The organism is Nostoc sp. UIC 10630 (assembly GCF_010747425.1).
Lineage (GTDB): Bacteria > Cyanobacteriota > Cyanobacteriia > Cyanobacteriales > Nostocaceae > Nostoc.
The window spans coordinates 1-24,399 of the sequence record NZ_JAAGOG010000049.1; the positions used below are offsets into that span (position 1 = coordinate 1).

Below are 24,399 nucleotides of genomic sequence, written 5' to 3' on the forward strand. Positions count from 1 at the left end.
GGATAAGGGGCAGGGGTAAGGGGTAAGGGATTTGAAACCTTTCCCCCTTCCCCTTTACCCTTTACCCCGCCAAGTTCACTTGGCGAACTAGTAGGTTCGGTTGCGCGGGATTTGTAAAGTAGTGCAATCGCGGCTTGATTCATTAGAAAAGCGATCGCGGTTCCGTATGAGCGATCGCTAGATTAATCCCTAACCACAGGGATTGATGATGACAATTATATTTGTTGCAGTACTTTAAAGATTGCAGTGCTAGCCCCCTCATCCCGATGCTCTTAAAAGATAAAAATAATTGCTTTACTGTAGTATTAGAAGAAACTAAAGCTTCAAAAATTGGGTTCCTTTTCCAATACCATTATTTGTCTCAAAATAGCCGTACACAATGGACTGTCACTATCTAAAAAACCATTCACGATCGTAAAGTGGTTTTCATCAGGCTGTGGTAAATATTCACCAGGTAATTCTTTTTCTTTCCATGCAGCCAGAAAATCTAGCGATTGTCGTTCAAACTCTGAAGTCTCTTTGCCGCCATAAGTTACAAGTAGAGAACCAGCTTTTTCAGGAAGATGGCGGATAGGACTATTGCGAAGAACTTCACCCCAAGTAAATTGTATTTTGGGTTGTAGCCAAGTGTAGGGAAATGGCATCAAATCAAACAAACCGCTAATAGCACAACCACCTTTAATGATGTCATCTGGTAGCCCATAGTCGTTTTTCCAGTCTGTAGCCATGAGCATCGCAGTTAAGTGACCACCGGCTGAGTGACCAGCTACATGGATGCGATTCGGGTCTGCACCAAAGCTTTCTGCATTATTATAAATCCAGGCGATCGCTGAACGATTTTGGCGGACAATCTCATCAATGGTTACTTTGGGACACAAGGCATAGTTGACTACCACCACTGTAACATTGGCAGCTACAAGACCTTGGGCGACAAAGCTAAAATCTTTACTGTCGGACATTATCCAATAGCCACCGTGGATAAATATCAAAATTGGTGCTTGTGGTTGCGTTGCAGGAAAAATATCTAGATGTTCGGCTACGGTAGAACCAAAAAAAACATTTAGATGACAGCGCAGTTTTTCACGCACCTTAGCACTGTTTGCGGCATACAAATTCATGTATCCAGGTATATCAAGACCTAGTTCACTGGGATTGTACTGGTAATCTAGCTCGGCTTGAGTTTGAAAATTTTGATACAGCATTGAGTTTTCTGGTTTAGGGCAAGTGATTTTAATCAAAACGAATTCATTCTGTTAGCGGATAGCTAGGGTTTAGCCCATTCTGACTCCTGAACTGAAGAGCCGCCTAAAGCCTGCGGCATAGCAATTAGAGACGCTATGCGTAGCTTGCTTCTTTGCAGGAGTACGCTTAGAGCGAGTTTACGATAGCAAAGTGGTAGCGAGTATTCGTTCGCGCAGCGTCGCGTCTTAATTCTGACTTCTGAATTCTTCTCCAACTAAATTTTTGAATGAATTAATTCCTTCTAAAGTCTTACGTTGCTTTAAATTAGTCAGTAGAATCACTAGCCGATTAGATGAACTGTGATGTGAAAAATAGCCTATGATATTACTGGAATATTTATCATAAAAAGTAAGTGATAGTACAGAAGGCAAAACCTTTACACCACGCATTACATTACTTGATTGCATAGGATCTTCCTAAAGGATTTAAAACATGTATTCACACAAATCAATAAGATACAAAAGGTAAATAATTCAGTACAATTTCGGTGTAAGTCTTTTGAGCAATTTACTGCTTCTACGTCCTATTACGCAAGTTTAAATTTTATTCTTGAATAAAATTTCACTATTTTCTGACCTTTGTAAAGTTAACATCAAATTATTAGAATATATTGATTTACTTCTTGCGGTAATTATGGTGGAAACCTCTACCTGAGCAATGTTTAGCTGGAGCAAGACAAACTAAAGAGGTTAATTCATGTTGCTTAAACGGTTGAACTGGGCACCAGAGAAGTATATGACACAGCGTCCCTGAACCAGAGAAAAGCTTAAAATGCACTTATATAAGCATTTTTAAGCATTTTTTCAAAATTTCTAATTTTAATAAGGACAAATTAAAACTCCTTTGACACAATAGGACAGAAACAGAGAGGTATCTAATATTCTCATCTCTCTGTATATATGATTAGGCAACTAGACTGGTATAAAAAAACCAAGCCACTTACCCAAAATACGATGAACCCCAACAACCCTTTGCAGACAATGCAAACAAGTTTCCATACGGCTTTAGGTGCTGTTAGTGAATTTACGGCCCTACTTCAAGAGCCCCAAAAACTCACGAATTACTTTACCCGGATGCAACAAAAGCCGGATCAATTGTTCCAAGATTTAGCAGTAAAAGGCAAAAATATGGAACAAGATATGAATAGTTTTTTCAAAAATTACTTTTGCGGAGGTGGTGACAAATCACCATATCCCAAATATATAGAACGGGCAGATGGACAGGCTTTTAACCAACCCTATGAAATCAAAGGGACAAAAATGTACGGCTTTGTCGTTGAGGGTTCAATGGCGAAGTTGCAAGAGGTGTGTGATAAATATCTGAACGATCCCAATAACGGAGAGATTGAATATCGCCCAGCGATGAACTATCTCGTCCTAACGTTTAACAAGATAGATTCTTTAAGTTCCATCTATCCTCCCGACTATGACAAAGGAACTGTGCATGAAGAAGAAGCCATCTTTTGGATGTTGACAGTGGTAGGTAAAAGAGTCGGGCCTTTATTTATAGCCGAACGCCTAGCTTGGTTTATGCCTTACGTGTACGTGAATAATTCTCCCATCCTAGTTTCGGGTAGAGAAGTCTATGGCTTCTTTAAAGAACTTGGCCTATTTCAGATCCCTGAATTAAATCAAGAACCGGATTTATTTACTGTAGACACCTTAGTATTTAAAGAATTTTCTCCTACCAGCCAATCTATAGATGCTCGCCTGCTGGAAGTTCAACGCGTCAATACAGGAGAGAATCAAGCCATCAAGACATGGGACACCTTTGAGGAAGCAGCAAGAGCGATCGCTAGTTTATTATTTGACAATAACGAAATTCTGATTCCTGGCTTACAGTTACCCTTCAATCTCCTCGAATATCTCCTAGAAAAAATCGTCCCTCTCGTTACCCTCAAACAAATCCGCGACGTAGAAAACAGCAAAAAAGCCTGCTATCAAGCACTGATTGAATCCCCCATGCAGCTACAAACTTTCTATGGCGGAAAACTCTTTGGCGATCAATTTCAACTAAAAATCAATAATTTCGCTAGTCAACCAATCGTCCAAGACTTAGGACTACACAAAGGTTATCCCGCAGGTAGCGAATCCATAACTATCCCCGTAAAACTTGGTTTCGTGTTGCACTTCGACTTCACCCTCAAAGATGGGAAAGCCGTTTGGCAAGCACCACAGAAAAATTAGCATTGGGCAAATATAATTTCCTACTACACAAGCAAAGTCCATCTAATGCAAAATCAATGGTTTACTAACCTGCGAAGGCAGGTTTTGTCTGTGTAGCTGCGACTTCTAGTCGCCCAAATTTCTAGTCGCCCCAACTTTCTAAACTCGCATCTATCAGGAAAAACAAATATGTCTGAAACCTTGAAGCCCAAAAAAATCGCTATTTTAGGCGGTGGAATATCATCCCTAACCACTGCTTATGAATTAACCAGTCAACCAGGGTGGGATAGTCTCTACGATATTACTATTTATCAAACAGGTTGGCGTTTGGGTGGTAAATGTGCAACTGGACGCAACATCAAACCCCATACACCCAATTCTGAACCAGACTATCGCATCGAAGAGCACGGACTGCACATTTTTTTTGGATTCTACGAAAACGCTTTTCGTCTACTCAAGCAATGCTACGACGAATTAGGTGGTAACGGGCCTTTTAGCACCATAGAAGATGCATTCAAACCCCACAGTCTCATCGTCCTAGAAGAATACATCAATAAAAATTGGAAAACTCTGCCTTTTGATTTTCCTACCAATTCTCTAGTTCCTTGGGAAGGTGGCGGCATTTCTTCCCTTTGGGAACATATCTGCACAACCATTGAATTCGTCATTCAGACTTACACAGTAATTGAAGATTATAGTCAGTCAAAGTCTACCAAAAGTTCTTCAACATCTGTTGCCAAACAAATAGCATTAGGTAAAGAGGTAATGGAATGTTTATCAGATAGTAGTCTCTTACAGTTTCCTAGCCAGTTGATTCAGTTATTTCTCCAACAACCCATGTTTTGGGGAGGATGGCTGAACAATATCAACCAATTTATTAGTAATATCCTTCAAAATCTAGATTTTACTTCTGAAAAAGTATTCTTAAATCTTGCCTACAACCTAGCTAAATCACTGCCCAGAAATACCAAGACTCACAGACGCGAACATCATCAGTTAATTCTTAAGCTCATAGACCGCTTTAAAGAACAGTTAATCTGTCAGATAGAATCTAAGATTGGGCAAAACCCTGATATGTTTTGGCGTTTAACACTCATCGATTTAGCATTAGCAAACATCCGGGGTTTGTTTGTGGATGAGATAATTCATTTTCGTTCCCTAGATAGTTTAGATGAGTACAACTACAGAGACTGGCTACTAAAACACGGGGCTAGAGAATCAAGCGTTAAATCAGCATTTATTCGCGTCTTATACGATTTAGTGTATGGTTTTCCAGAAGGTAATACCGATAAACCCCAACTAGCAGCCGGAACAGCTATTCGTGTCCTCACCACTATCTTGTTCAAATATAATGGCGCAATCATGTGGAAAATGCAATCAGGGATGGCAGAGGTAGTCATCACTCCACTATATGAAGTGCTAAAGCGTCGCGGTGTCAAATTCAAGTTCTTCCATGTTGTCAAGCAGTTGCATTTGGATCAAAATCAGCAATCAATTGCCAGTATAACTTTGGCTCGTCAAGTAAATTTAAAAAACCCAAAGCAAGAATATCAACCACTTATCACAGTTAAAGACATTCGTTGTTGGCCTAGTGAACCTCTTTACGATCAGATTGTCGATGAAGAAGCCCAAAAACTCCAAGACCAAGAAATTAACCTTGAGTCATATTGGACACCTTGGCAGAATGTAGACAAAATTACCCTCACCAAAGGCAATGATTTTGATATTGTGTTGTTAGGAATTTCTATAGCCGCCCTACCCTCCATTTGCAGTGAATTGCTCCATGCTAAAAAAAATCCGGCTCACCAAAAATGGAGCGATATGTTAATGCAAGTCAAGACAGTAACTACTCAAGGGGGGCAAATATGGCTTAAGCCTACCTTATCGCAATTAGGATGGCAACAATCTAGCCCTGTGCTAGGAGCTTACGTTGAACCACTCGATGTCTATGCAGATATGAGCGAGTTAGTACAACGAGAAAATTGGCCTTCCGATCATTATCCTTACAATGCAGCTTATTTCACCGGTGTAATTCCAGATCCAGGGATTCCTCCCCACACAGCTTATGATTTTCCAGCTAAAGCCCAAAAAAAGGTAGAACAAGAAGCAATTAACTTCCTCAACAATCACATCGGCCAGCTTTGGCCTGATGCTACTCAGCCAAAAAATCCCCAAGGTTTGAATTGGGATTTACTAATAGATTTTCAAAACCGTCAGGGAGTAGAACGCTTTAAAGCTCAATACTGGCGAGTTAACATTAACCCATCAGAACGATATGTACTGTCTGTACCTGGAAGTAGCAAGCATCGGCTCAAAACTGATGAATCTGGGTTTGATAACCTTTATTTAGCTGGCGATTGGATTAACAACGGTTACAATTCCGGTTGTGTGGAAGCTACAGTCATGTCTGCAATGCAAGCAACACGAGCTATTCTCAACCAATGCTTCCATATAAAATACACCAAAGAAATTATTGGTGAGTGGGATTCTTGGTTATAAGGGTATATTCAAATTAATCAGGAGTATTTTGACAAATTCAACAGAATTTAGGATTATTGAGGTTTCTAAAACCTAGACTATTTTGTAAGCCGATACATTTTTAAAGTTTGTTGTACAATGGACTTTAAAAATGTATTTATTATTCTCTGAATAATAAGATCGTTAGTTAAAACTTTGAAATGCTATTCAAATATTAGTATTACCAATGATTACATTATCAAATTACCAAATTATAGAATTAATTGATGAGGGGATAAAAACTGCTGTTTATCGAGCTAGGAGAAATCAAGATGGTCAAATAGTAGTTATTAAGCTTTTAAAAACAGAATACCCTGAGCCAAGAGATATAGCAGCCTTCAAACATGAATATGGGCTAATCAAAAAATTAGATATCTCAGGAGTTATTCAAGCTCATAGTTTAGAAAAATACAACAATGGTTTTGCTATTGTTTTAGAAAATTTTGATGGCATTTCTCTCTACAAAACTATCCAGGCAGAAAAAATTGAGTTACGAAATTTTCTCAATATAGGCATTCAAATTACTCAAGCTTTAGGTGAATTACACCAAAGTTATATTATCCATAAAGATATTAAACCACAAAATATTATTGTTAATTTAGCAACCTGTCAAGTTAAAATCATTGATTTTTCTATCTCATCATTGCTTTTTCAAGAGAAACCCAAACTCAGTAATCCTGATATGCTTGAAGGAACTCTAGCCTATATGTCTCCAGAGCAAACGGGAAGAATGAATCGGTCAGTTGATTACCGTACAGACTTTTATTCCTTGGGTGTAACTTTTTATGAAATGCTCACAGGTCAGTTACCATTCTCAGCAACCGATCCAATGGAGTTAGTTCATTGTCATATTGCTAAACAACCCATAGCAGTAGAACAATTAAATCCACAAATCCCTCAAGTAATTTCTGCAATTATTATGAAATTACTCAGTAAAACTGCTGAGGGAAGATATCAAAGTGCTTTTGGGATTAAAGCGGATTTAGAAACTTGTCTCGATCAATTAGAGCAAACTAACTCTATAACCAACTTTTCTATTGGCCAGCAGGATCATTCTAGCCAACTGCAAATTCCCGAAAAGTTGTATGGACGAGAAGCAGAAATATATATCTTAATGAATGCTTTTGAAAAAGTTAATCAAGGAAATAAAGAATTAATATTGATTGCAGGTTACTCAGGTATTGGTAAATCAGCATTAGTTAACGAAATTCATAAACCTGTTATCAAAAACAGAGGCTATTTTATTGCTGGTAAATTTGAGCAATTTCAGCGCAATATTCCTTATGCTTCCCTGATTCAAGCATTTCAAGAGTTAATACAGCAATTACTGACAGAAAGTGAAGCACAATTATCTACTTGGAAAGAAAAACTTTTAGAGGCTTTAGTTCCGAATGCTCAAATTATTATTGATGTCATTCCTGAACTAGAACTGATTATTGGTAAACAAACAGAAGTCCCACAACTAGCTTCAGCAGAAGCACAGAATCGCTTTAACTTGGTTTTTCAAAAGTTTATCAATGTGTTTGCTCAAAAAGAACATCCATTAGTTGTATTTTTAGATGATTTACAATGGGCTGATTTAGCTTCATTAAAATTAATTCAGTTATTAACTACAGATACTGAAATTCAATATTTATTGCTCATAGGAGCTTATCGAGATAATGAAGTTGATGCTAGTCATTCTTTAATGTTAGTTTTGCAGGAAATTGAAAAAAATAGTAGCTCTGTCCAGATTATTCACTGTCAAAATCTAAAAATTACTCATGTTTGTCAATTAGTTAGCGACACTCTAAAATCTAGTTTAGAGAACTCCAAAGAATTAGCAAAATTGATTTTCAATAAAACTGCTGGCAATCCATTTTTTATCAATCAATTACTCAAATTTATTCATCAAGAAAATTTACTTGTATTTGATTTTCTCACTGGTCAATGGCAATGGGACATTCAGCACATTCAGACGCTAGAAATTACTGAGAATGTTGTTGAATTGATGATAGGTAAAATTCAAAAGCTCAAAGATACTACACAAAATATTTTAAAAATAGCTGCCTGTATTGGCAATCGATTTAATTTAAATATACTTTCTTGTGTTAACGAAAAATCTCATAATGACACAGCTTTAGAGATTTGGGAAGCATTACAAGCTGGTTTAATTCTACCTTTAAGCGATAATTATAAACTACCACATCTATTAGATTATGTTGAAATTTTTGTAATTGATTATAAATTTCTTCACGATCGCGTGCAACAAGCTGCTTATGCTTTGATACCCGATGAGCAGAAAAAGGAGATTCATTTAAATATTGGTAGACTGCTATTAAAGAATATAGACAAAAGTTTACTAGAAGAAAGAATCTTCGATATTGTTAACCAATTAAATATCGGTATTGAATTGATTACCTCTCCAGAAGAAAGATATAAAGTAGCTAAGTTAAATCTTATTTCTGGACAGAAAGCAAAGGATTCTGCTGCTTACGAATCTGCTGTAAAGTTTCTGAGGCAAGGTCTAAGTTTACTTACAGTCGATTGTTGGCAAAACCATTATGAATTAGCTCTTAAGCTCCATGTGGAAACCGTAGAAGCAGAGTATTTAAATACAAATTTTGAGCAAGCAGAAGCATTATTTATCAGTGTTACAAGTAATAGTAAAACTATTCTTGATGCTGTTAAAGTATATGAGAAGAAAATTCAGTTTTATGTTGCTCAAAATCAAATGCGAGAAGCATTAGATTTAGATTTGCAGGTTTTAGAGATGCTGGGAGTTTCTTTATCTAAAACTCCACCAGCAGAGTTAAAAGTTGAAGAATTAGTCAATCTGCCAGAAATGACTGATGCTCATAAGCTAGCTGCTATGAGGATACTAATGACAGCTATGCCTCCCGCTTATTTAGCAGATCCTGCACTTTTACCACTGATTGCTTTTACGATGGTTGATTTATGTGTGCAGTATGGCAATTCATCTTTTGCAGCTTATGCCTATGGTTTTTATGGGCTAATTTTATGTGGGCCTCTTAGGGAGATTGAATCAGGTTATAGATTTGGTAAATTATCTTTGCAGATTTTAGATAAATTCAATGCTAGAGAAATCAAATCTAAAGTTTATGCACTCTTTAATATTTTTGTTAGGCATTGGAAAGAGCATATTAAAGCAACTATAGAACCTTTACAAGATGGTGTTCAAAGTGGTTTAGATACAGGTGATATTGAGTATGTGGGTTACAATGGACTATTAGTTTGTTGGCATCCTTTTTGGATTGGAGAAAACTTAGAGATTGTTGAACAAAGACTAGAACAATATATTAATTTAGCACACAAAATAAAACAAGAGCATTTTACCATTTGTTTGCTTATTTTAAAACAAATGGTAATCGAACTAGTTCAAGGGACTGATAATGAATCTTACTTAGAAGGTGATAGTTTTAATGAATCCATAATGCAGAGAATGGCAGGAAATATTACAGCTATCTTTTATAGTTATCTTGCCAAAAGCATTTTGAGTTATTTCTTTAAAGATTATAGCCAGTCTGTTAAAAATGCTCAATTAGCACAACAGTATGAAGTTGCTGTTAGTGGTACTGTTTATCTATGTGAATATAAATTTTATTATTCTCTGGCAGTGTTGGCCTTCTTTTTAAAGACTAATTCTCAAACAGATACAAAAGCTAATATAGAGATAGTAGAACAAAATCAAAAACAATTAAAAGAATGGGCAGATCATGCACCTGTAAATAATCAGCACAAGTACGATCTAGTAGAGGCAGAAAAAGCACGATTTTTAGGTCAAGTGTTAGTGGCAATGGAACACTACGATCGCGCCATTCAAGGCGCTCATAATTTTGGATATATTCATGAAGAGGCGCTAGCTTATGAATGTGCAGCAGAATTTTATCTCAGTCTAGGAAGAAATGAATTTGCCTCACTATACATGAAAAAGGCACATTATGGTTATCGCCGTTGGGGAGCAAGTGCTAAATTTAAGGATCTGGAATCAAAATACCCAGAATTAATTGCTAAGGTTTCCACTCACTCTAAACTAGGTTTTACAAGTAATACTATTACTACTTCTACTGCTAATGAAAAGTCAAGCGGACTAGATTTTATTACAGTTATTAAAGCATCGCAAGCTTTGTCAGAAGTAATTTTATTGGAAAGTTTGCTAGAAAAATTAATGACAATTGTAATTGAGAATGCTGGCGCTCAAACTGGTATATTGCTTCTAGAGAAAGGAGGAAAATTATTTATTGAAGCTCAAGCAGATGTAGACCAAGATGATTTAACTGTTGGTCAATCAATACCAGTCGAAAATGGTCAGAAATTACCTGTATCTGTGATTAATTATGTCACAAGAACAAAAAAAGATGTGGTTTTATCTGATGCCAGTAGTGAAGGAAGTTTTACGATAGACCCATACATTATTGAGCATCGTATAAAATCTCTTATGTGTACTTCTATTGTGAATCAAGGCAAAGTAATTGGGTTACTTTACTTAGAGAATAATTTAACAGTGGGAGCATTTACGTCAGATAGAATACAAGTATTGAAAATACTATTTTCGCAAGCAGCTATTTCCTTAGAAAATGCCCGACTCTACGCAAATTTAGAGGAAAAAATTGAGGAAAGAACGAGGGCGTTAAATGAAAAGAATGTGCGATTAAATCAAACATTGCATGAATTAAAATTAGCTCAAGCTCAACTTATTCAAACAGAAAAAATGTCCAGTTTGGGTCAAATGATTGCTGGTATTGCTCATGAAATTAATAACCCTGTAAGCTTTATTCATGGCAATTTAGATCACATTAATAATTACACACAGGATTTACTTAGTTTAATTAATATTTATCAAAATATCTACCCCAATGTCGCACCAGAGATTGAAGAGTTTTTAGAGAATATTGATATTGATTTTATTAAAGAAGATATTCCTAAAACTTTATCTTCGATGAAAATTGGCACGCAACGCATTCGAGAAATTGTGCTGACATTGCGTAATTTCTCTCGCTTAGATGAGGCTGATATGAAACCTGTTAACATTCATCAGGGAATTGAGAGTACGTTACTAATTTTGCAAAGCCGTCTTCAAGCCAAACCAGGTAAGCCTGCAATTGAGATTATCAAAAATTATAGTGAGTTGCCAAATGTGGAATGTTATGCTGGGCAACTCAATCAGGTATTTATGAATATTCTGAATAATGCGATTGATGCTTTAGAAAGGTCAAATCAGGGAAAAACAGCAGAGGAAATTCAGAGTGATTGTAGTGCGATCGCTATTCGTACCCAACTAGTGAATCCTGATTTAGTCGCTATTTTCATTAGGGATGATGGGGTTGGTATGAGTGATAATATCAGACAAAAAATATTTGATCCTTTTTTCACTACTAAACCTGTGGGACAAGGTACTGGTTTAGGATTATCAATCACTTATCAAATTGTAGTAGACAAACATCACGGGACAATAGAGTGCATTTCAGCACCTGGACAGGGTGCAGAGTTTATTATTCAAATTCCCTGTCGGCAAAAGCGGTAATCTAGCATAAAATAACCCAGCGTTGCTGAATTCAGGTATGAAAATGATTTTGCGTGATTTCAAAACCCTTGTAGAGACCTTGCAATGCAACGTCTCTACACCAAGATTTATATATCTAATCAGCAACGCCAAAACTGCTGTAAATCCTTTGCAGACGCACACATATTGTTAAAGTGACATCCTCCTAATACTGATGCTACCGCATACAGTTTAAGTAATGGGTTTGTCGATCAAAGCCAAATACTCATCACGAAAATAACGTAAGGTACTAAATACCGGATTGGGTGCAGACTGACCAAGACCACACAAACTAGTATGCTTCACCATGTCGCATAGTTCTTCCAACAATTCCAAGTCAGCAAGAGATGCTTTACCTTCACTCATCTTTGTTAACAACCGATACAACTGCACCGTTCCTACCCGACAGGGAATGCACTTACCACACGATTCATCCATACAAAATTCCATGAAAAAGCGGGCGACATCCACCATATTGGTAGTTTCATCCATGACAATCATGCCGCCGGAACCCATCATCGAACCCAATTGAGTGAGTGATTCATAATCTACCGGACTATCAAAAGCTGTTGCTGGGATACATCCCCCGGAAGGGCCGCCAGTTTGTACTGCTTTTACCACACCGCCATCTGGTACGCCACCGCCCATTGTTTCCACAATCTGCTTTAATGAAGTTCCCATCGGCACTTCTATCAAACCTGTGTTACGGATTTTGCCTGCCAATGCAAAAACCTTTGTGCCTTTACTCTTTTCGGTACCAATGCTGGCGAACCAGTCAGCACCTTTGCGAATAATGGGTGCAATATTGGCGTAGGTTTCAACGTTATTAATTAAAGTAGGATGACCCCATAAACCAGACTCCGCAGGGTAGGGCGGACGGGGATGAGGAGTGCCGCGTTTACCTTCAATAGAAGCCATTAAAGCAGTTTCTTCACCACAAACATAAGCCCCAGCACCGATACGAATATCAATCTTAAAATCAAATCGAGAGTTGAAAATTTGAGTGCCCAAGATGCCAAGGCGTTGGGCTTGACGAATGGCAGTTTGCAGACGATTGATAGCGATGGGATATTCTGCCCGAATGTAGATGTAGCCTTGATTTGCGCCTACAGAATATGCTGCGATCGCCATTCCTTCCAAAACGCGATGAGGATCGCTTTCTAAGACGCTGCGATCCATAAATGCCCCCGGATCTCCCTCATCGGCGTTACAAATTACGAATTTGCGATCGCTTTGTTCGCTACTTTTTGCTTTCGCAACTGTTGCCCATTTTAAACCTGTAGGATAACCAGCACCACCACGTCCCCGTAAACCACTGCGGGTAATCGCATCTACTACTGCGTTGGGTGTCATCTCCCGTAAGACATGGTAAAGCGCTTGATAACCTTTGGTAGCAATATAAGATTGAATGCGTTCTGGGTCGATTTTGCCACTGTTTTCTAAAACAATCGGCATCTGAGCAGTAAAAAATGGATGAGTTAAATCACCTTGTTGAACTGTTGTTTCTCCTCCATTGAGAGCAGTGATAATTGAGGAGGCATCACCAGGTGTAACTTTCTCATAAAGCTTACCTAGACTTTCTGGTTCGGTGTTTTTCCGAACCTGTACTAATGGGCCTTTACAGCACAAACGCATACAACCAACGCCACGAACTTCTACTGTTTCTGCCAAATTTTCTGCTATAACAGCCTCTTCCAAACGCTGTTTGACGGCTTGTGAATTGGCAGATAGGCAACCAGCTGCAACACAACAACGAATTTGTACAGGTTTCTCTAAAGCACGTTCTTTTTCGGAAATTTCAATTAATTCAGGTAGATCCATCTTGCAACCATCCTTTGATGCCCTCAAGGACTGATTCAGCAGTTTGATTGCCTAAAACAGTGCCATCCAAAACTACAGCAGGCGCAATTCCACAAGCACCCAGACATCTTGCTGTTAACAGTGAAATTTGACCATCTGCTGAGGTTTCACCAGCGTGAATGTGAGTAGACTTTTCTACGTTTGCCAGGATAGCTGGAGCGCCTTTGACGTAACAAGCTGTACCCATACACACCACACAGGTATGCACGCCACTAGGTGCAAGTGAAAACAAATGGTAGAACGTGGCAACACCATAAACTCGACTAGGTGGCAGTTTGAGACTATGAGCAATGTAAATTAATATATCGTTTTCTAAATAGCCAAAAAGTTCCTGCGCTTTATGCAATATTTCAATCAGTGCATCCTGTTCATACTGGTGGCGTTTGATCGTTGCTTCCAGCATTTTAAAGCGCTTATCACCGTGAGTTATAGAAGATATTTTTGTTGTGTTGTTACTTTTAACACCAGATATTGAATTCATCCTTTGAGCCTCTCCTCTCTTCAGGATATTATGAGTCTCACAGTTTTGATGATAGGAAAACAACTTAAGGAACTTGTGAGGAAAGTAAGTAAATTTTTGGAGATGTCTAATGAACCAGTTTGCAAAGCCCCATGTACAGCACCAGCCACACCTCCTTCACTCTGCATCTCTACCACCGAGGGAACAGTACCCCAAATATTGGGTTTGCTTTCACTAGCCCAAGCATCCGCCCACTCAGCCATTGGTGAAGAAGGAGTAATGGGATAAATCGCAATGACTTCATTGAGTCGATAGACGACTTGGGCAACAGCCTCATTACCGTCTATGGTTGCAAAGCTTCTCTTGTTCATCTTCAAAGCACCTGTATCTCTAAGTGCTAGCAATGACTAAGCCGGATCTACTTTTGACATTAGGATAAGAAGTTGAGAAACTTGTGAAGACTCATTTTTGGCGTTGTTTGCTGTTTATTAGAATGTAAGGCTGAGATTTTCTGGCTAAACCACCTGTATCGGCTGTTACCCAGAAAAAGTCTGGCTATTACTCCGATTTTGTTAGTGAGAGAAAGGATTTGGTCATGGCACGAGATAAAGCTTATCGGGAAGCAGAACAGCGTATTGAAAAAGTACGACGAGAGGGAGCAATAGAACTCGATCTCAGCAAGATGAAACTTACTGAGGTGCCAGAAGCAATACTCTATTCGATTATTACTTCATTATTTGAAGTATCGTTTTATCCTGGTGTTTGATTAATTCATACCGCACTCAGCAACGCCTAGTTACTTATTATATAAATCCAACAAGCACCTGTAGCCCAGTATAAAGCTCAACATCGTAGATTAGCTTTTCTAAAGTACCTTGTCAGCAAAACCTCGTCTTCATCATGATCTAATTAGCACAATATAAGATTTGGTCAATCAATACCAAGAACTTAAAATAATGTATTATTAATCGAATCGAGTACTTAAGCATTTTTGCGTTAAGAATTTTAAACTATTGCGTTCATTGCCAAAAGATTTATATAACCTTCAAATTATAAGAACATTTTTACACTTCATTTCTTATCCTCTTATCCTTCAGAATGCCCAAGCTTAATAGAGAGGCTCTATTTACTGAGAAACTTATTGCTAGTATCTCCTTTATCTACCAAAGTCGCCTTTCAGAGTACATACCTGACAATCTAATTAACTTTGGCACTGTAGCTTCCTACAGTTCTCTGTCTCAGACATAACATAATTGATTAAAATTTGAGATATTATAAGCTGAACTTTATCCAATTAAGTAGTCTAAACCATTTTATCTATCAAAAGGACTTAAAATACTAGATTTTGATGTTCTATGTTGATTAAAACAATTAATAAAGAAAAATAATTCGACAGTTGATCTTGATTTAACTCTCCTTGCTTTAGCTCTTGCTAAAGATTGAAATTATGTCTGTAACTCACACATTAGGAGTTGACTCCACGATTAAAAAGGAGGAAAAATAAATGAGTAAGAACGGACTTCACACCTTTGCATTCCACACAAAAGACGAAACTTCAGATCGGGTAGCTAATATATTGCGGACTGAAAGACCTTCGTTAGCTGCCTTCGCCACGACAAAAGCTGTAGGTCTGCGTAACCTTGATCCAGAAACAGCCGCTCGTCAGCACTTAAATCAGGCTCTGGCAAGTAAGGAACTGCCGCAGTTTACTGCTCCAGAAGTGAACAACGCCACTTGTGAATTCAAAATCCTTGGCACCGAGACATTGCCCCTTACTGAGACGAAAACTGTAAAGTTTCGTCAAACATACAACAAAATTCCAGTTTACGGTTCCTTAATCACTATTGAGATGGACTATGGGAACGAGCTACTTGCAGTCAACTCGTCACTGGGAGAGCCGATAAATGTAGACACCATAGCGCAGATTTCACCAGCCGAGGCGTTGAATAAGGTTCGTGACTTAGCGGGATATGGATTGAAACCACTCGAAGCAACACCCCGTTTGTGTTACTACTTTGACACAGCAGTTGATCGATGGCGCTTAATATACGTAATTGAGGATGTACGCCAACAAAGTCGGGAGAAAACACAAACAGACAAGCATATACCACTGTTAATGGACTACTTAATTGATGCACATAATGGCGAGATCGTTGCTAAATTACCTCGAACGCCGAGTGTCGCTGTTCTAGATAGAGCCTCTCCTTCTCAACAACAGGTTGAAGAAGCACTAGACGGTCTTGAAAAGCTTCGTAAAATTTCGTGCTTAATGACAGGAGATAGGAAAACACTACAAGACCTTGATTTGAATGTTCATACTTACGACTTTGAATTTCGGGACTTGAATTCTGGGTTGTTACCAGGTAATTATGTGGGTAAACCACCAGAGTGGGCACCAGGAGCGATCAGTGCCCACGCCAACGCAGCGGTGGTAGCAATTTTTCTGCGGGATGTTCTCCGTCGCAATGGTATTGACAATATAGGTGGGCCGTTAATTTCCAGCATCAACTGCGTAGTTGCAAATGAAAGTCCGGACGGTCAGGAGTGGCGGAACGCGGCCTGGGTAGAAGGGCAAATGGTGTATGGTCAAAGGAAAGTTCGTGGACAGCTCCGTTCTTATGCTGTAGGGCTTGATGTTGTTGCCCACGAGATATTCCACGGAGTAACTGATCGGACGGCACGGCTCCAGTATGCGGGGGAATCTGGAGCTTTAAACGAATCCTACTCAGATATTTTTGGGATCATTGTCTCTAATTTTGAAGAGCCAAATCTGTCTGCATGGAACTGGGAAATGGGAGAGGAACTTCAAGGTACGGGGATACCGCTCCGGGATCTCAGTAACCCTAGCAAATATCGGCAACCTGCACAGATGCGAGATTACCTGAACTTGCCGATTACTGAAGCTGGTGACTGGGGAGGCGTTCACTTCAACAGCGGCATCCACAATTTAGCTGCCTACAAAATTATGACAGCTAAGGATAGGCAAGGAGCTTATCTGTTTGATCGTAAGAGTCTTGCAGCGCTTTTCTACCTAACATTGACTCAGTATCTGTCTCGGACTTCCTTATTCAGAGACAGTCGGGGGGCGATTGAACTCGTTGGTCGCACCTTGTTCCGAGGCGATGCGATTGAGGTTCGGAATGCAAAGTTGCAGGCGATCGCCCGCGCCTTCGATGAAGTAGGAATTTCGATTTCTGGTCAGGAACAACTACTAGATGGGAGTGTCTTCTCAGGAGATTCAATCACGCGATCGCAACAGTTAGGCAATGGCTCACCACGCATAGTTGGAAACCATTATCTCGTATATGTACACGGGATTAGCCAACATAGAGAGCATTATTCCGACAGTTGGTGGCAGGCGTTACAACCGCACGTCGGAGAAGTTTTCAAGAACGGAAACCTTGGCGACACGCGCTTGGAGGTGCTGTGGAGTCATTTAGTCAATACCGAAACTTTTGTCAATGCTGTCAATGCAGTTGATACCAACAAGCAACGGCAACTGCGGCGAGAAATTATGGCTATTTTAGAAGATCGACGGCGACAAGAGCTAGCGACAAATACCAACGGTGGTTTCCACAGAAGTTCAGCAATGCAGACTCATTGGGTAGAAAGCAATGCAGCGGCTCTGGCAATTGACGACTTTCTCATTTATATGTTAAACAGCAGAATGCGCCAGCGCATCATTGATTGCTTCACAGATGTTGTTAAGCCTCTTCTGATTAATAACAACCAAATCGACATCATTTCTCATAGTTGGGGTACTGTAGTTGCCTACGAAGGATTGCGAGAACTTGAAGCTAATGAGCAATTTTTACAAAGATATGTCTCGAACTTTTTTACCGTAGGTAGTGCTTTATCAATTGGAACAGTGCGCGACTTCTTACGCCCAGAAAATAGAGATGGTCGCCGACCCTCTATGGTAAACAAATGGATCAACCTTGATGCCAAGGGTGATCTCGTTGGCGGTACTTTATGGGGTATGTTTGATATTAGTGAGGAAACTCTAAAACTTAACCCAACAAGTTGCTCACAACAATGGTTTGGCTATGATTCAGTTTGTGCACATAATTCTTACTTTGTCAAAGAAAACATAGCTGTTAACCAGGAAATTTTTGCTAAGAACATACTGGTGTGACTGTTAGAAACAGTTACAGAATACACATATTGTTTTTAAATCTGGAGGGAGCAAATAAAAAAGAATAAACAACGAACCGAAGAACTTTTGGCAAGGTGGAGAATTATGTGCATTCCTTCGCCTTGCTAGAACAAATACAATGATTTATGAAAAGTTTGCTGAAGGATTTTGTTCAAAAAATAGTCTTGATAATGAAATATGGAGATCCTCGCTGCGAAAGGTTATTTACACCCAATCCACAGTATTTGAATGCGCTATCCTATTCTCTTATATCTTTTACTTTTTAAGACTACAAAAATCTCAGGTTGCTCTTGCAAACTGGGAGCATCCAGTTTTGGAAGATTTACCATTTCTGAGAAAATGTAGAAGGAAAGAACCCTGTGCGATGCCTGCGGCGGGCGTAGCCATCGCAGACTATGAACCAAGAGAAAGAAGAACGGCTCAAAGCCTGCTTACAAGAATTGTCAACACTGCTGTATGAAGAAGCAGACACAATTTTGCTGACAGACCTTGAAGGCATAGAAAAAACAGTTCGCAGTCAAGTATTAGAACTAGTCAGCCCAGAAATAGCCCTTTTTTTATCGAACAGAGAACTGGAACAAAAGTAGGTAAAACCAGGAAAATCAAAAGTCTAGTAGGGGAATTAAAATTAAAAGCGAAACAGATACATAGACTGGGTTTAAAGCCAAGAAGTCGTTTAAGTCCATTACTTCAAAAGTGCTGTTTAAGGCTATCAGCAAATGAATCATACCAAAAAGCAGAAATCGAGATTGAGGCATTAACAGGAGTGAAAGTTGGTCACACGACACAACAAAAACTAGTTCTCGAACAAGATTTTCAGCTACCCGTAGCATTACAAGCCGTTTCAGAAGTAAGTGTAGATGGAGGAAAAGTCTGACTCAGGGGTAAACCGAAAGCAGGTTGTCACTGGCGCGACTATAAAACCGTTCGTTTGCAAGAGATTTACTATGGTGCATTTTTTGATGACAACCAATCGTTAGTTGATTATGTCAATAGCCAGCATTTGGTTAACCCACTTGTCTGCTTGGGAGATGGTCATGATGGCGTTTGGAATTTAGTCAAAGAGTTTGGTCAATCACAGCATTTTGAGCGTTGGGAAATCTTAGATTGGTATCACCTCAAAGAGAATCTCTTGCATTGTGGGTGGTTCTTTAAAGCGGTTAAAAGCTGCTGAAACTCTGTTATGGCAAGGTCAGGTAAATAATACTCAAGCTTTATTTCTTCATTGCCGAGGTAAACAAGCGAAAAACTTCATTGCTTATCTTGAAAAACATCGCTCTCGTATTGTCAATTACAGCTATTACCAGGCTGAACAACTTTGCTCTATTGGTTCTGGCGCGGTCGAGTCTGCTATTAAACAGATTGGAGCTAGGATAAAAATTTCTGGCGCACAGTGGAATGTTGAGAGTATTAATCACATCCTCTCTGTTCGTTGTGCTTATCTGAATGGTTTACTTGCTATTTGAGTATTTCTGCCAAAAGTGGATGCTTCCCTTGCAAACTGTGCGAAAACAACAGCTTTCCACTGATTGGAAAAAGCTCTATCATGCAAGAGCGGGAGTTGAGGGAACGCTATCTCAAGGAATTCTCACTTTAGGGCTGCGGCAAGCCCGCTACATTGGTTTGGTTAAAGTGATTAGTTAGATCGGTAAGGATCAGCACTGAGTTGTCCCTGATTGACCGTCCTGAGATAATAGCCTCTGGTAGGTCGGTTCTTTAGGTCAAACGTCTGCCCATTATCTACTTTCCATATTTTGAAATTAGAGAACGTGAGTGATCGATCCGGCTCACACCTTTCAGGTAAGTGATCGCCTAAGACAATGTAGACTGGTCCTTTTCCCATAGCCTGAGCCATGCCATTCTGATCAACAACCAGCGAAGTGGCTTCTGGCAGGCCAATGCCCAAAACCTCATCTGCCATGCCATCGCGGATTTGGCGGGCAATGAATGCCATCAAGCGACCCATACGATCATCTACATCAAAGTGCGTGTCGATGATTGTGCCTTTGAGGGTTGTCCACTCGAACAGGTTATTGGTAAAACTTATGTCTGCATAGGGATCGCGTAAAGCATTGTCACTGGTGATATTTTCTCGTCCTTGTAAACAAGCGTTGTAGATAAACTCACTTTGGATCATAGCACCAGCACTAGTGCCACCAATTGCACCCCCGCGTGCATAGACGGATTTTACGGCATCCTCCAGTTCAGTGCGCTGAAAATTTCGTGCGTAGTTGCACTGGTCTCCTCCTGCAAAGAAAATTATTTCGGCTTGCCGGATGCGATTGACGACATCAGACTGATTAGCATCTTCCCGACTGCCAATCACGAAAGTTTCTACGGAATCGACCCCCTGCATGCACATAATAGGCTGATTGTAAGCATCATCGTTGCTGGGATCGTCATCAGGCGAGCGAATCACCACCACATCTACTTTGGTGGCGCAATTGCTACACCCCCTCACCTGGTTGATCATCCACTGAATTGCCGGATCAACATCATGCCCCCCACCGCCTAAGTCATAGACCATCCCAGATAAGAGTGGATTAACATCAGCAGGATTACCTTTCTGGTATTGCATAACTCTGGCTTGTGCTGATGTGGGAAAGACAGCGATCGCAAAACAGAGAGTCAAGATAAACACGCCTAATGATTTTGCTAGATATTTAAATCGGTTCGAAGGAGAATAACTGTTTTTCCTGTTCAACTTCATAGTTTCCTCCTATTCTCCTGGTGGGAAATCAGTCAGTTGTTTAGCATCTGCGATCGCAAAACCTCGGCTTGACCTCAGGGATCAGGGATAATTCGTCAGAATCAAAAATTCGGATGCTGAAATCGGTTGGATTTCAACATAGGCAGTCCCATCTTGTTGCTGCACCAACACTGTTGATCCCACTTTGTGAGGACCTGTGTAACCCGGCAGATTTGACACTTCAGCCGTATTCAGAATCACCCTCATTGAACTTCCGATCACGTTCAGATTGGCATCCACCAAAACTCTTGCTCCCCGATTATCAGTTCCATGACTGTTTAGCACACAAACCGCCTCTTCATCATCTAAAATCCTTGACCAACCGATAATTTCTCCATTCCGTCCGTGGTCGCCAAAGGGCAAGTTCAACAAGGGGATTGCGATCGGTCGCAAATACTGCCGTCCCAATCGCAGCACTGGGAACTGCTTACGGATTGCTGCCATTGCCGCAATCCGGACATAGGCAGGGTGATTTGGCTCGAAACAATGAGCACCTGCTGTCCCAAATGGCCCGAAACCAGGTAAGTTTTGATCGAGGGCTTGCAGTCCCGCCACACCAGATTGTCGGGGATGCTCTGGACCAAACATCGCCTCCCGTAAATAGCGATCGGATTTCTTCCAGTCGGGCAACCACCTCCGTTCAGACGGTTCTGGCCCCGCCAATGCCTGCTCAGTTCCAGCGTAAATGCAGGGCACTCCCAATGTAAACAGTTGCAATGCTACTCCAGCAATCACCTGATGATCCGATGCAGCTTCACTGGAAAAGCGGATTTTTTCACCAAAAACATGATCGTGATCATCCAAAATTGAAACATGCCGCCGTCCGATATTCCGATGCGACCCCATTACAGCTTTCCCTGGATCAAACCCGTTAAAGTAGGCTCTTGGATCTATCAGCCCTTTGGCAACCAGGTTAAGATTTACCCGCATCTCGGCGATATCCAGAGCAGCGTTTAGATTTTGCCCCACCACATCCAGATAGCGGTCTTGGTTATAGTCTCCGCCTGCTATTTCTCCCACTAGAAAGAAGTCACTCTTACCTAGATTGGCTGCAAACTCCTTAATAGTTCCGCAAAAATTTCGGGCTTGTTCATAGGTAACATGCTTGAGTGTATCAATCCGAAAGCCATCACAGTCCGTCAGCGCAATCCAGTATTTATAACATCGGGCTAAGTTATCTAACAGATAAGGATACTCCAACTGGAAATCTCGTAGTGTGATGAAATCCGAACGCCGGAATTCGGCATTGGGATCATCCAAGCCTCCTCGCCCCAAATCTCCCTTGCCAGCACGAGTGTAGCAATCTGCTTCCTGAAGTTCCCTCGGCCACACTCCTTCTGCGCTCGTTTGAGGCTTTACCGCAATGGGTTGTCCATGATCGCCTAGCCATGAGCCAAACTGATACCAACCAGACGTATAAGGTGGTTCCAATTCTCCCCCAGGAGTATTCGGAGCATAGAGCCAGTTAGATCCTGAATGGTTAAAGATGATATCTAGGATAATGCGTAGTCTCTTTTCGTGGGCTTTATTGACCAGACTGACCAAATCTCGGCGAGTCCCAAAGCGAGGATCGACCTCTAGAAAATCTTGAATGCCGTAACCGTGATAGCTATCCAAGTGACCCCGTTGTTGAAAAACTGGACCTACCCAGATCGTCGTCATGCCCAGTTGCTTCAGATAATCCAGTTTCGACTCTAATCCTTTGAGTGTCCCACCCTGCCAGCGATCACCTCCCGACTCTGCCCATTTATCAAATCGCCAAGACTGCCCATTCGGTAGATTAGGGCGGGCCAGATTCAGTTGCTGTCGATTCAGCAGAGGACGTGTATCCTCTTTACCATCGCTAAAGCGATCGGGTAAGAGAAAATAGAGCACTTCATTTCTCCAATCCGTAGGGGAGGGAAAGTAATTTTCGCGTCGAGGCAAACAAAAGTCTTTTAGACTATCCGGTCGCTGTTTAGCTAGATTCTGATCAGTAAATGTCATAGGAATTATCTCAAGATTGGTAAATAAGTTTACTTAGTGAAACTCTTTTCCTTTCGACGAAGACTATAAATTTTCTCCGCGACTTACTTAGTTGAATAACTAGCTATGTGTTGCAACGCGGTAATACTAGGTATAAAACAGTAAGCTCCTCCTTTGGTTGTAATGAATCGATCAAAACCCGTCAACTTGATTGAGGGGTTGTCTGGGGAGACAGGAATATCGAATTGACCACTTTTATTGTCATTAGCACCAATCAGAGGAGCTTTAGCATCTGTAGGTAGACCAGCAAAATCTCCTTTATTCACCCACTCTTCCATGACAAATTCAAATTGACGTTTGAGATTCACACAGATGAATAGACCTAACAATCCCCTTTCAATGCCATCATTAGGAGAGTTAGGATTATAAGGAAGTCCATAGGGAATTCCCCTACGGATGAGTCTGTGAATATTTGTTACCCCTTGTATTTTTGCCGCACGAGGATTTGTGCGTCGTATATGTGAACCAATCGGACATTTATATCCTTGTGGATCATCAGAATAATCAAAATTATTAAATTGTTCGTAAATAATTGGTTCTTTAGGGGAGGTTAGTTGATCAGCATCTGGAGAAAGGTCTAGAGGGACACCATTGCGCCATCGGCCACACATTTTAGCTGCCAGTTTGTCTGAATCAATTTTATCTTTTTGCTCTTGGAGAAACTTTTCAAAGCCAGCTACATCTTGTTCCAGGACTCGAAAAGCAGCAAAACTACCATTCAAGCCCAACTCCGGAGGTGTCGGTACGTAGTAAGGAGCTTTTTCATCATCCAGCAGGATAAACTCATAAGCAGGAATAATAGGTTGGGGATCGAGGGATTTTGAAAGTCCACGCTTTGTAGGAACACCTTCTATTTTCGGCTGTGAAATTCCATCTTTGTAACCAAAATGAACTATATCGCTGGGTTGGCCTTTCTCATCAGGAAGTTTAGCTCCATCAAAGCAAGATAACTCTTTAAGTGCGTCTCCTTCCTTAAAGAGCGATCGCAGTTTATCCGATTGCTGCTCTAACACCTTACTATCTTGAGCATAGAGCGAGAGCAAAACATGAGTATTAGATGTTCCTAATCCACCTTTCCATTTGTCAGGGGCACTCTCTCCAATATCACCTACTTGAGTTGCTTGAGCAATAGCACCTTGTCTAAATGATTTGTAGTTGGAACCGGAAAAGGATTTACCAATATCTGCAACAATTTGGAGAGCGTTTAAACCTTCAAAAGTAAATCCAATATTTAAGCAATAACTCGGTTTTATGTCCCACCATGCAGCAGTGGTGATCTGAGGAATTGATTCATCAATACCGCTGACCAAGCTACCAATAAATTTCTTTGCGGCCTTCGCTTCTTTAATGTATAGAACAAAATGTCGCACATTGTTCATGTTATAGCCACGGATAATATAACCCTGGATATCACTAAAGTTAAGCTGCGTTAGAGTTTTTTCATTTGTCATAGATTTTCTCAATTTCAGAAGTAGGATATTTGACAAATGGAGAATTATTGCCTTAAACTTGGCGACAAAAAAGTTTACATATTCTGCCTTTTTGCTCAGTCCAGCTCTAAATAAAAGCGTTGCCAAATAGAACTTCTCAGATTAATTAACTACAACTTACTCTAGGGGTGTGGTTGCCACTAAACTAAGTTTTAGTTTAAAGGATGTTTGAAAAGTCCTCTTATCGGTATCA

General features: G+C 40.2%; 12 protein-coding genes and 2 pseudogenes. 7 read left to right on the top strand and 7 right to left on the bottom strand.

Annotated elements, in window-relative coordinates:
* Positions 1–323: 323 nt before the first annotated feature.
* Complete coding sequence (locus G1O98_RS14200; protein ID WP_163929401.1) at positions 324–1,202, bottom strand: alpha/beta hydrolase; 879 nt, start codon at positions 1,200–1,202, stop codon at positions 324–326.
* 939 nt (positions 1,203–2,141) lie between these two features.
* Between G1O98_RS14200 and G1O98_RS14205 the strand changes: the two genes are divergently transcribed.
* The 3 genes from G1O98_RS14205 (at position 2,142) to G1O98_RS14215 (ending at position 11,448) form a co-directional block, all read left to right on the top strand.
* Positions 2,142–3,428 carry a hypothetical protein gene (locus G1O98_RS14205; protein WP_243458438.1) on the top strand — a complete coding sequence of 429 codons (1,287 nt, stop codon included), beginning with the start codon at positions 2,142–2,144 and terminating at the stop codon, positions 3,426–3,428.
* A gap of 168 nt (positions 3,429–3,596) precedes the next feature.
* Positions 3,597–5,906 (top strand): NAD(P)-binding protein, encoded by a 2,310-nt coding sequence (locus G1O98_RS14210; RefSeq protein WP_163929402.1) that lies wholly within the window; start codon positions 3,597–3,599, stop codon positions 5,904–5,906.
* A 205-nt stretch (positions 5,907–6,111) separates the two neighbouring features.
* The gene (locus G1O98_RS14215) at positions 6,112–11,448 is read left to right on the top strand and encodes an ATP-binding sensor histidine kinase (protein ID WP_163929403.1); all 5,337 of its coding nucleotides are present in this window, start codon (positions 6,112–6,114) and stop codon (positions 11,446–11,448) included.
* A 210-nt stretch (positions 11,449–11,658) separates the two neighbouring features.
* Here G1O98_RS14215 and nuoF read toward each other — a convergent pair whose 3' ends face one another.
* The 3 genes and pseudogenes from nuoF to G1O98_RS14230 form a co-directional block, all read right to left on the bottom strand.
* Positions 11,659–13,287: an NADH-quinone oxidoreductase subunit NuoF gene (gene nuoF / locus G1O98_RS14220; protein WP_163929404.1), complete on the bottom strand. Its 1,629-nt coding sequence runs from the start codon at positions 13,285–13,287 to the stop codon at positions 11,659–11,661.
* A complete protein-coding gene (gene hoxE, locus G1O98_RS14225) occupies positions 13,274–13,807 on the bottom strand; it encodes a bidirectional hydrogenase complex protein HoxE (protein ID WP_163929405.1) in 534 nt (177 codons plus the stop codon). Before hoxE ends, nuoF begins: the two co-directional genes overlap by 14 nt.
* A 110-nt stretch (positions 13,808–13,917) precedes the next feature.
* Positions 13,918–14,157 (bottom strand): annotated as a pseudogene (locus G1O98_RS14230) (hypothetical protein); the annotation flags it as partial.
* Positions 14,158–14,381: 224 nt separating this feature from the next.
* Between G1O98_RS14230 and G1O98_RS14235 the strand changes: the two are divergent.
* From G1O98_RS14235 to G1O98_RS14255, 4 genes and pseudogenes are all read left to right on the top strand, one after another.
* Entirely contained in the window at positions 14,382–14,552 is a 171-nt protein-coding gene (locus tag G1O98_RS14235; protein ID WP_163929406.1) for a hypothetical protein, read from the top strand.
* Between the two features lie 738 nt (positions 14,553–15,290).
* Positions 15,291–17,921: a M4 family metallopeptidase gene (locus G1O98_RS14240; RefSeq protein ID WP_163929407.1), complete on the top strand. Its 2,631-nt coding sequence runs from the start codon at positions 15,291–15,293 to the stop codon at positions 17,919–17,921.
* Between the two features lie 416 nt (positions 17,922–18,337).
* A pseudogene (locus G1O98_RS14250) lies at positions 18,338–19,408 on the top strand (ISKra4 family transposase).
* On the top strand, positions 19,389–19,586 hold the full coding sequence (locus G1O98_RS14255; protein WP_243458439.1) for a transposase: 198 nt from the start codon (positions 19,389–19,391) through the stop codon (positions 19,584–19,586). The pseudogene G1O98_RS14250 and the gene G1O98_RS14255 overlap by 20 nt, the downstream one beginning before the upstream one ends.
* Here the strand turns inward: G1O98_RS14255 and G1O98_RS14260 are convergent.
* The 3 genes from G1O98_RS14260 to G1O98_RS14270 form a co-directional block, all read right to left on the bottom strand.
* Positions 19,579–20,652, bottom strand: coding sequence for a Type 1 glutamine amidotransferase-like domain-containing protein (locus tag G1O98_RS14260; RefSeq protein ID WP_163929409.1), 1,074 nt, complete (start codon positions 20,650–20,652; stop codon positions 19,579–19,581). The two genes, G1O98_RS14255 and G1O98_RS14260, sit on opposite strands and share 8 nt — an antisense overlap.
* Positions 20,653–20,733: 81 nt before the next feature.
* Positions 20,734–22,677, bottom strand: coding sequence for an alpha-amylase family glycosyl hydrolase (locus tag G1O98_RS14265; protein ID WP_163929410.1), 1,944 nt, complete (start codon positions 22,675–22,677; stop codon positions 20,734–20,736).
* A gap of 83 nt (positions 22,678–22,760) precedes the next feature.
* Positions 22,761–24,167 (bottom strand): Dyp-type peroxidase, encoded by a 1,407-nt coding sequence (locus G1O98_RS14270; RefSeq protein ID WP_163929411.1) that lies wholly within the window; start codon positions 24,165–24,167, stop codon positions 22,761–22,763.
* Between the last annotated feature and the right edge of the window lie 232 nt (positions 24,168–24,399).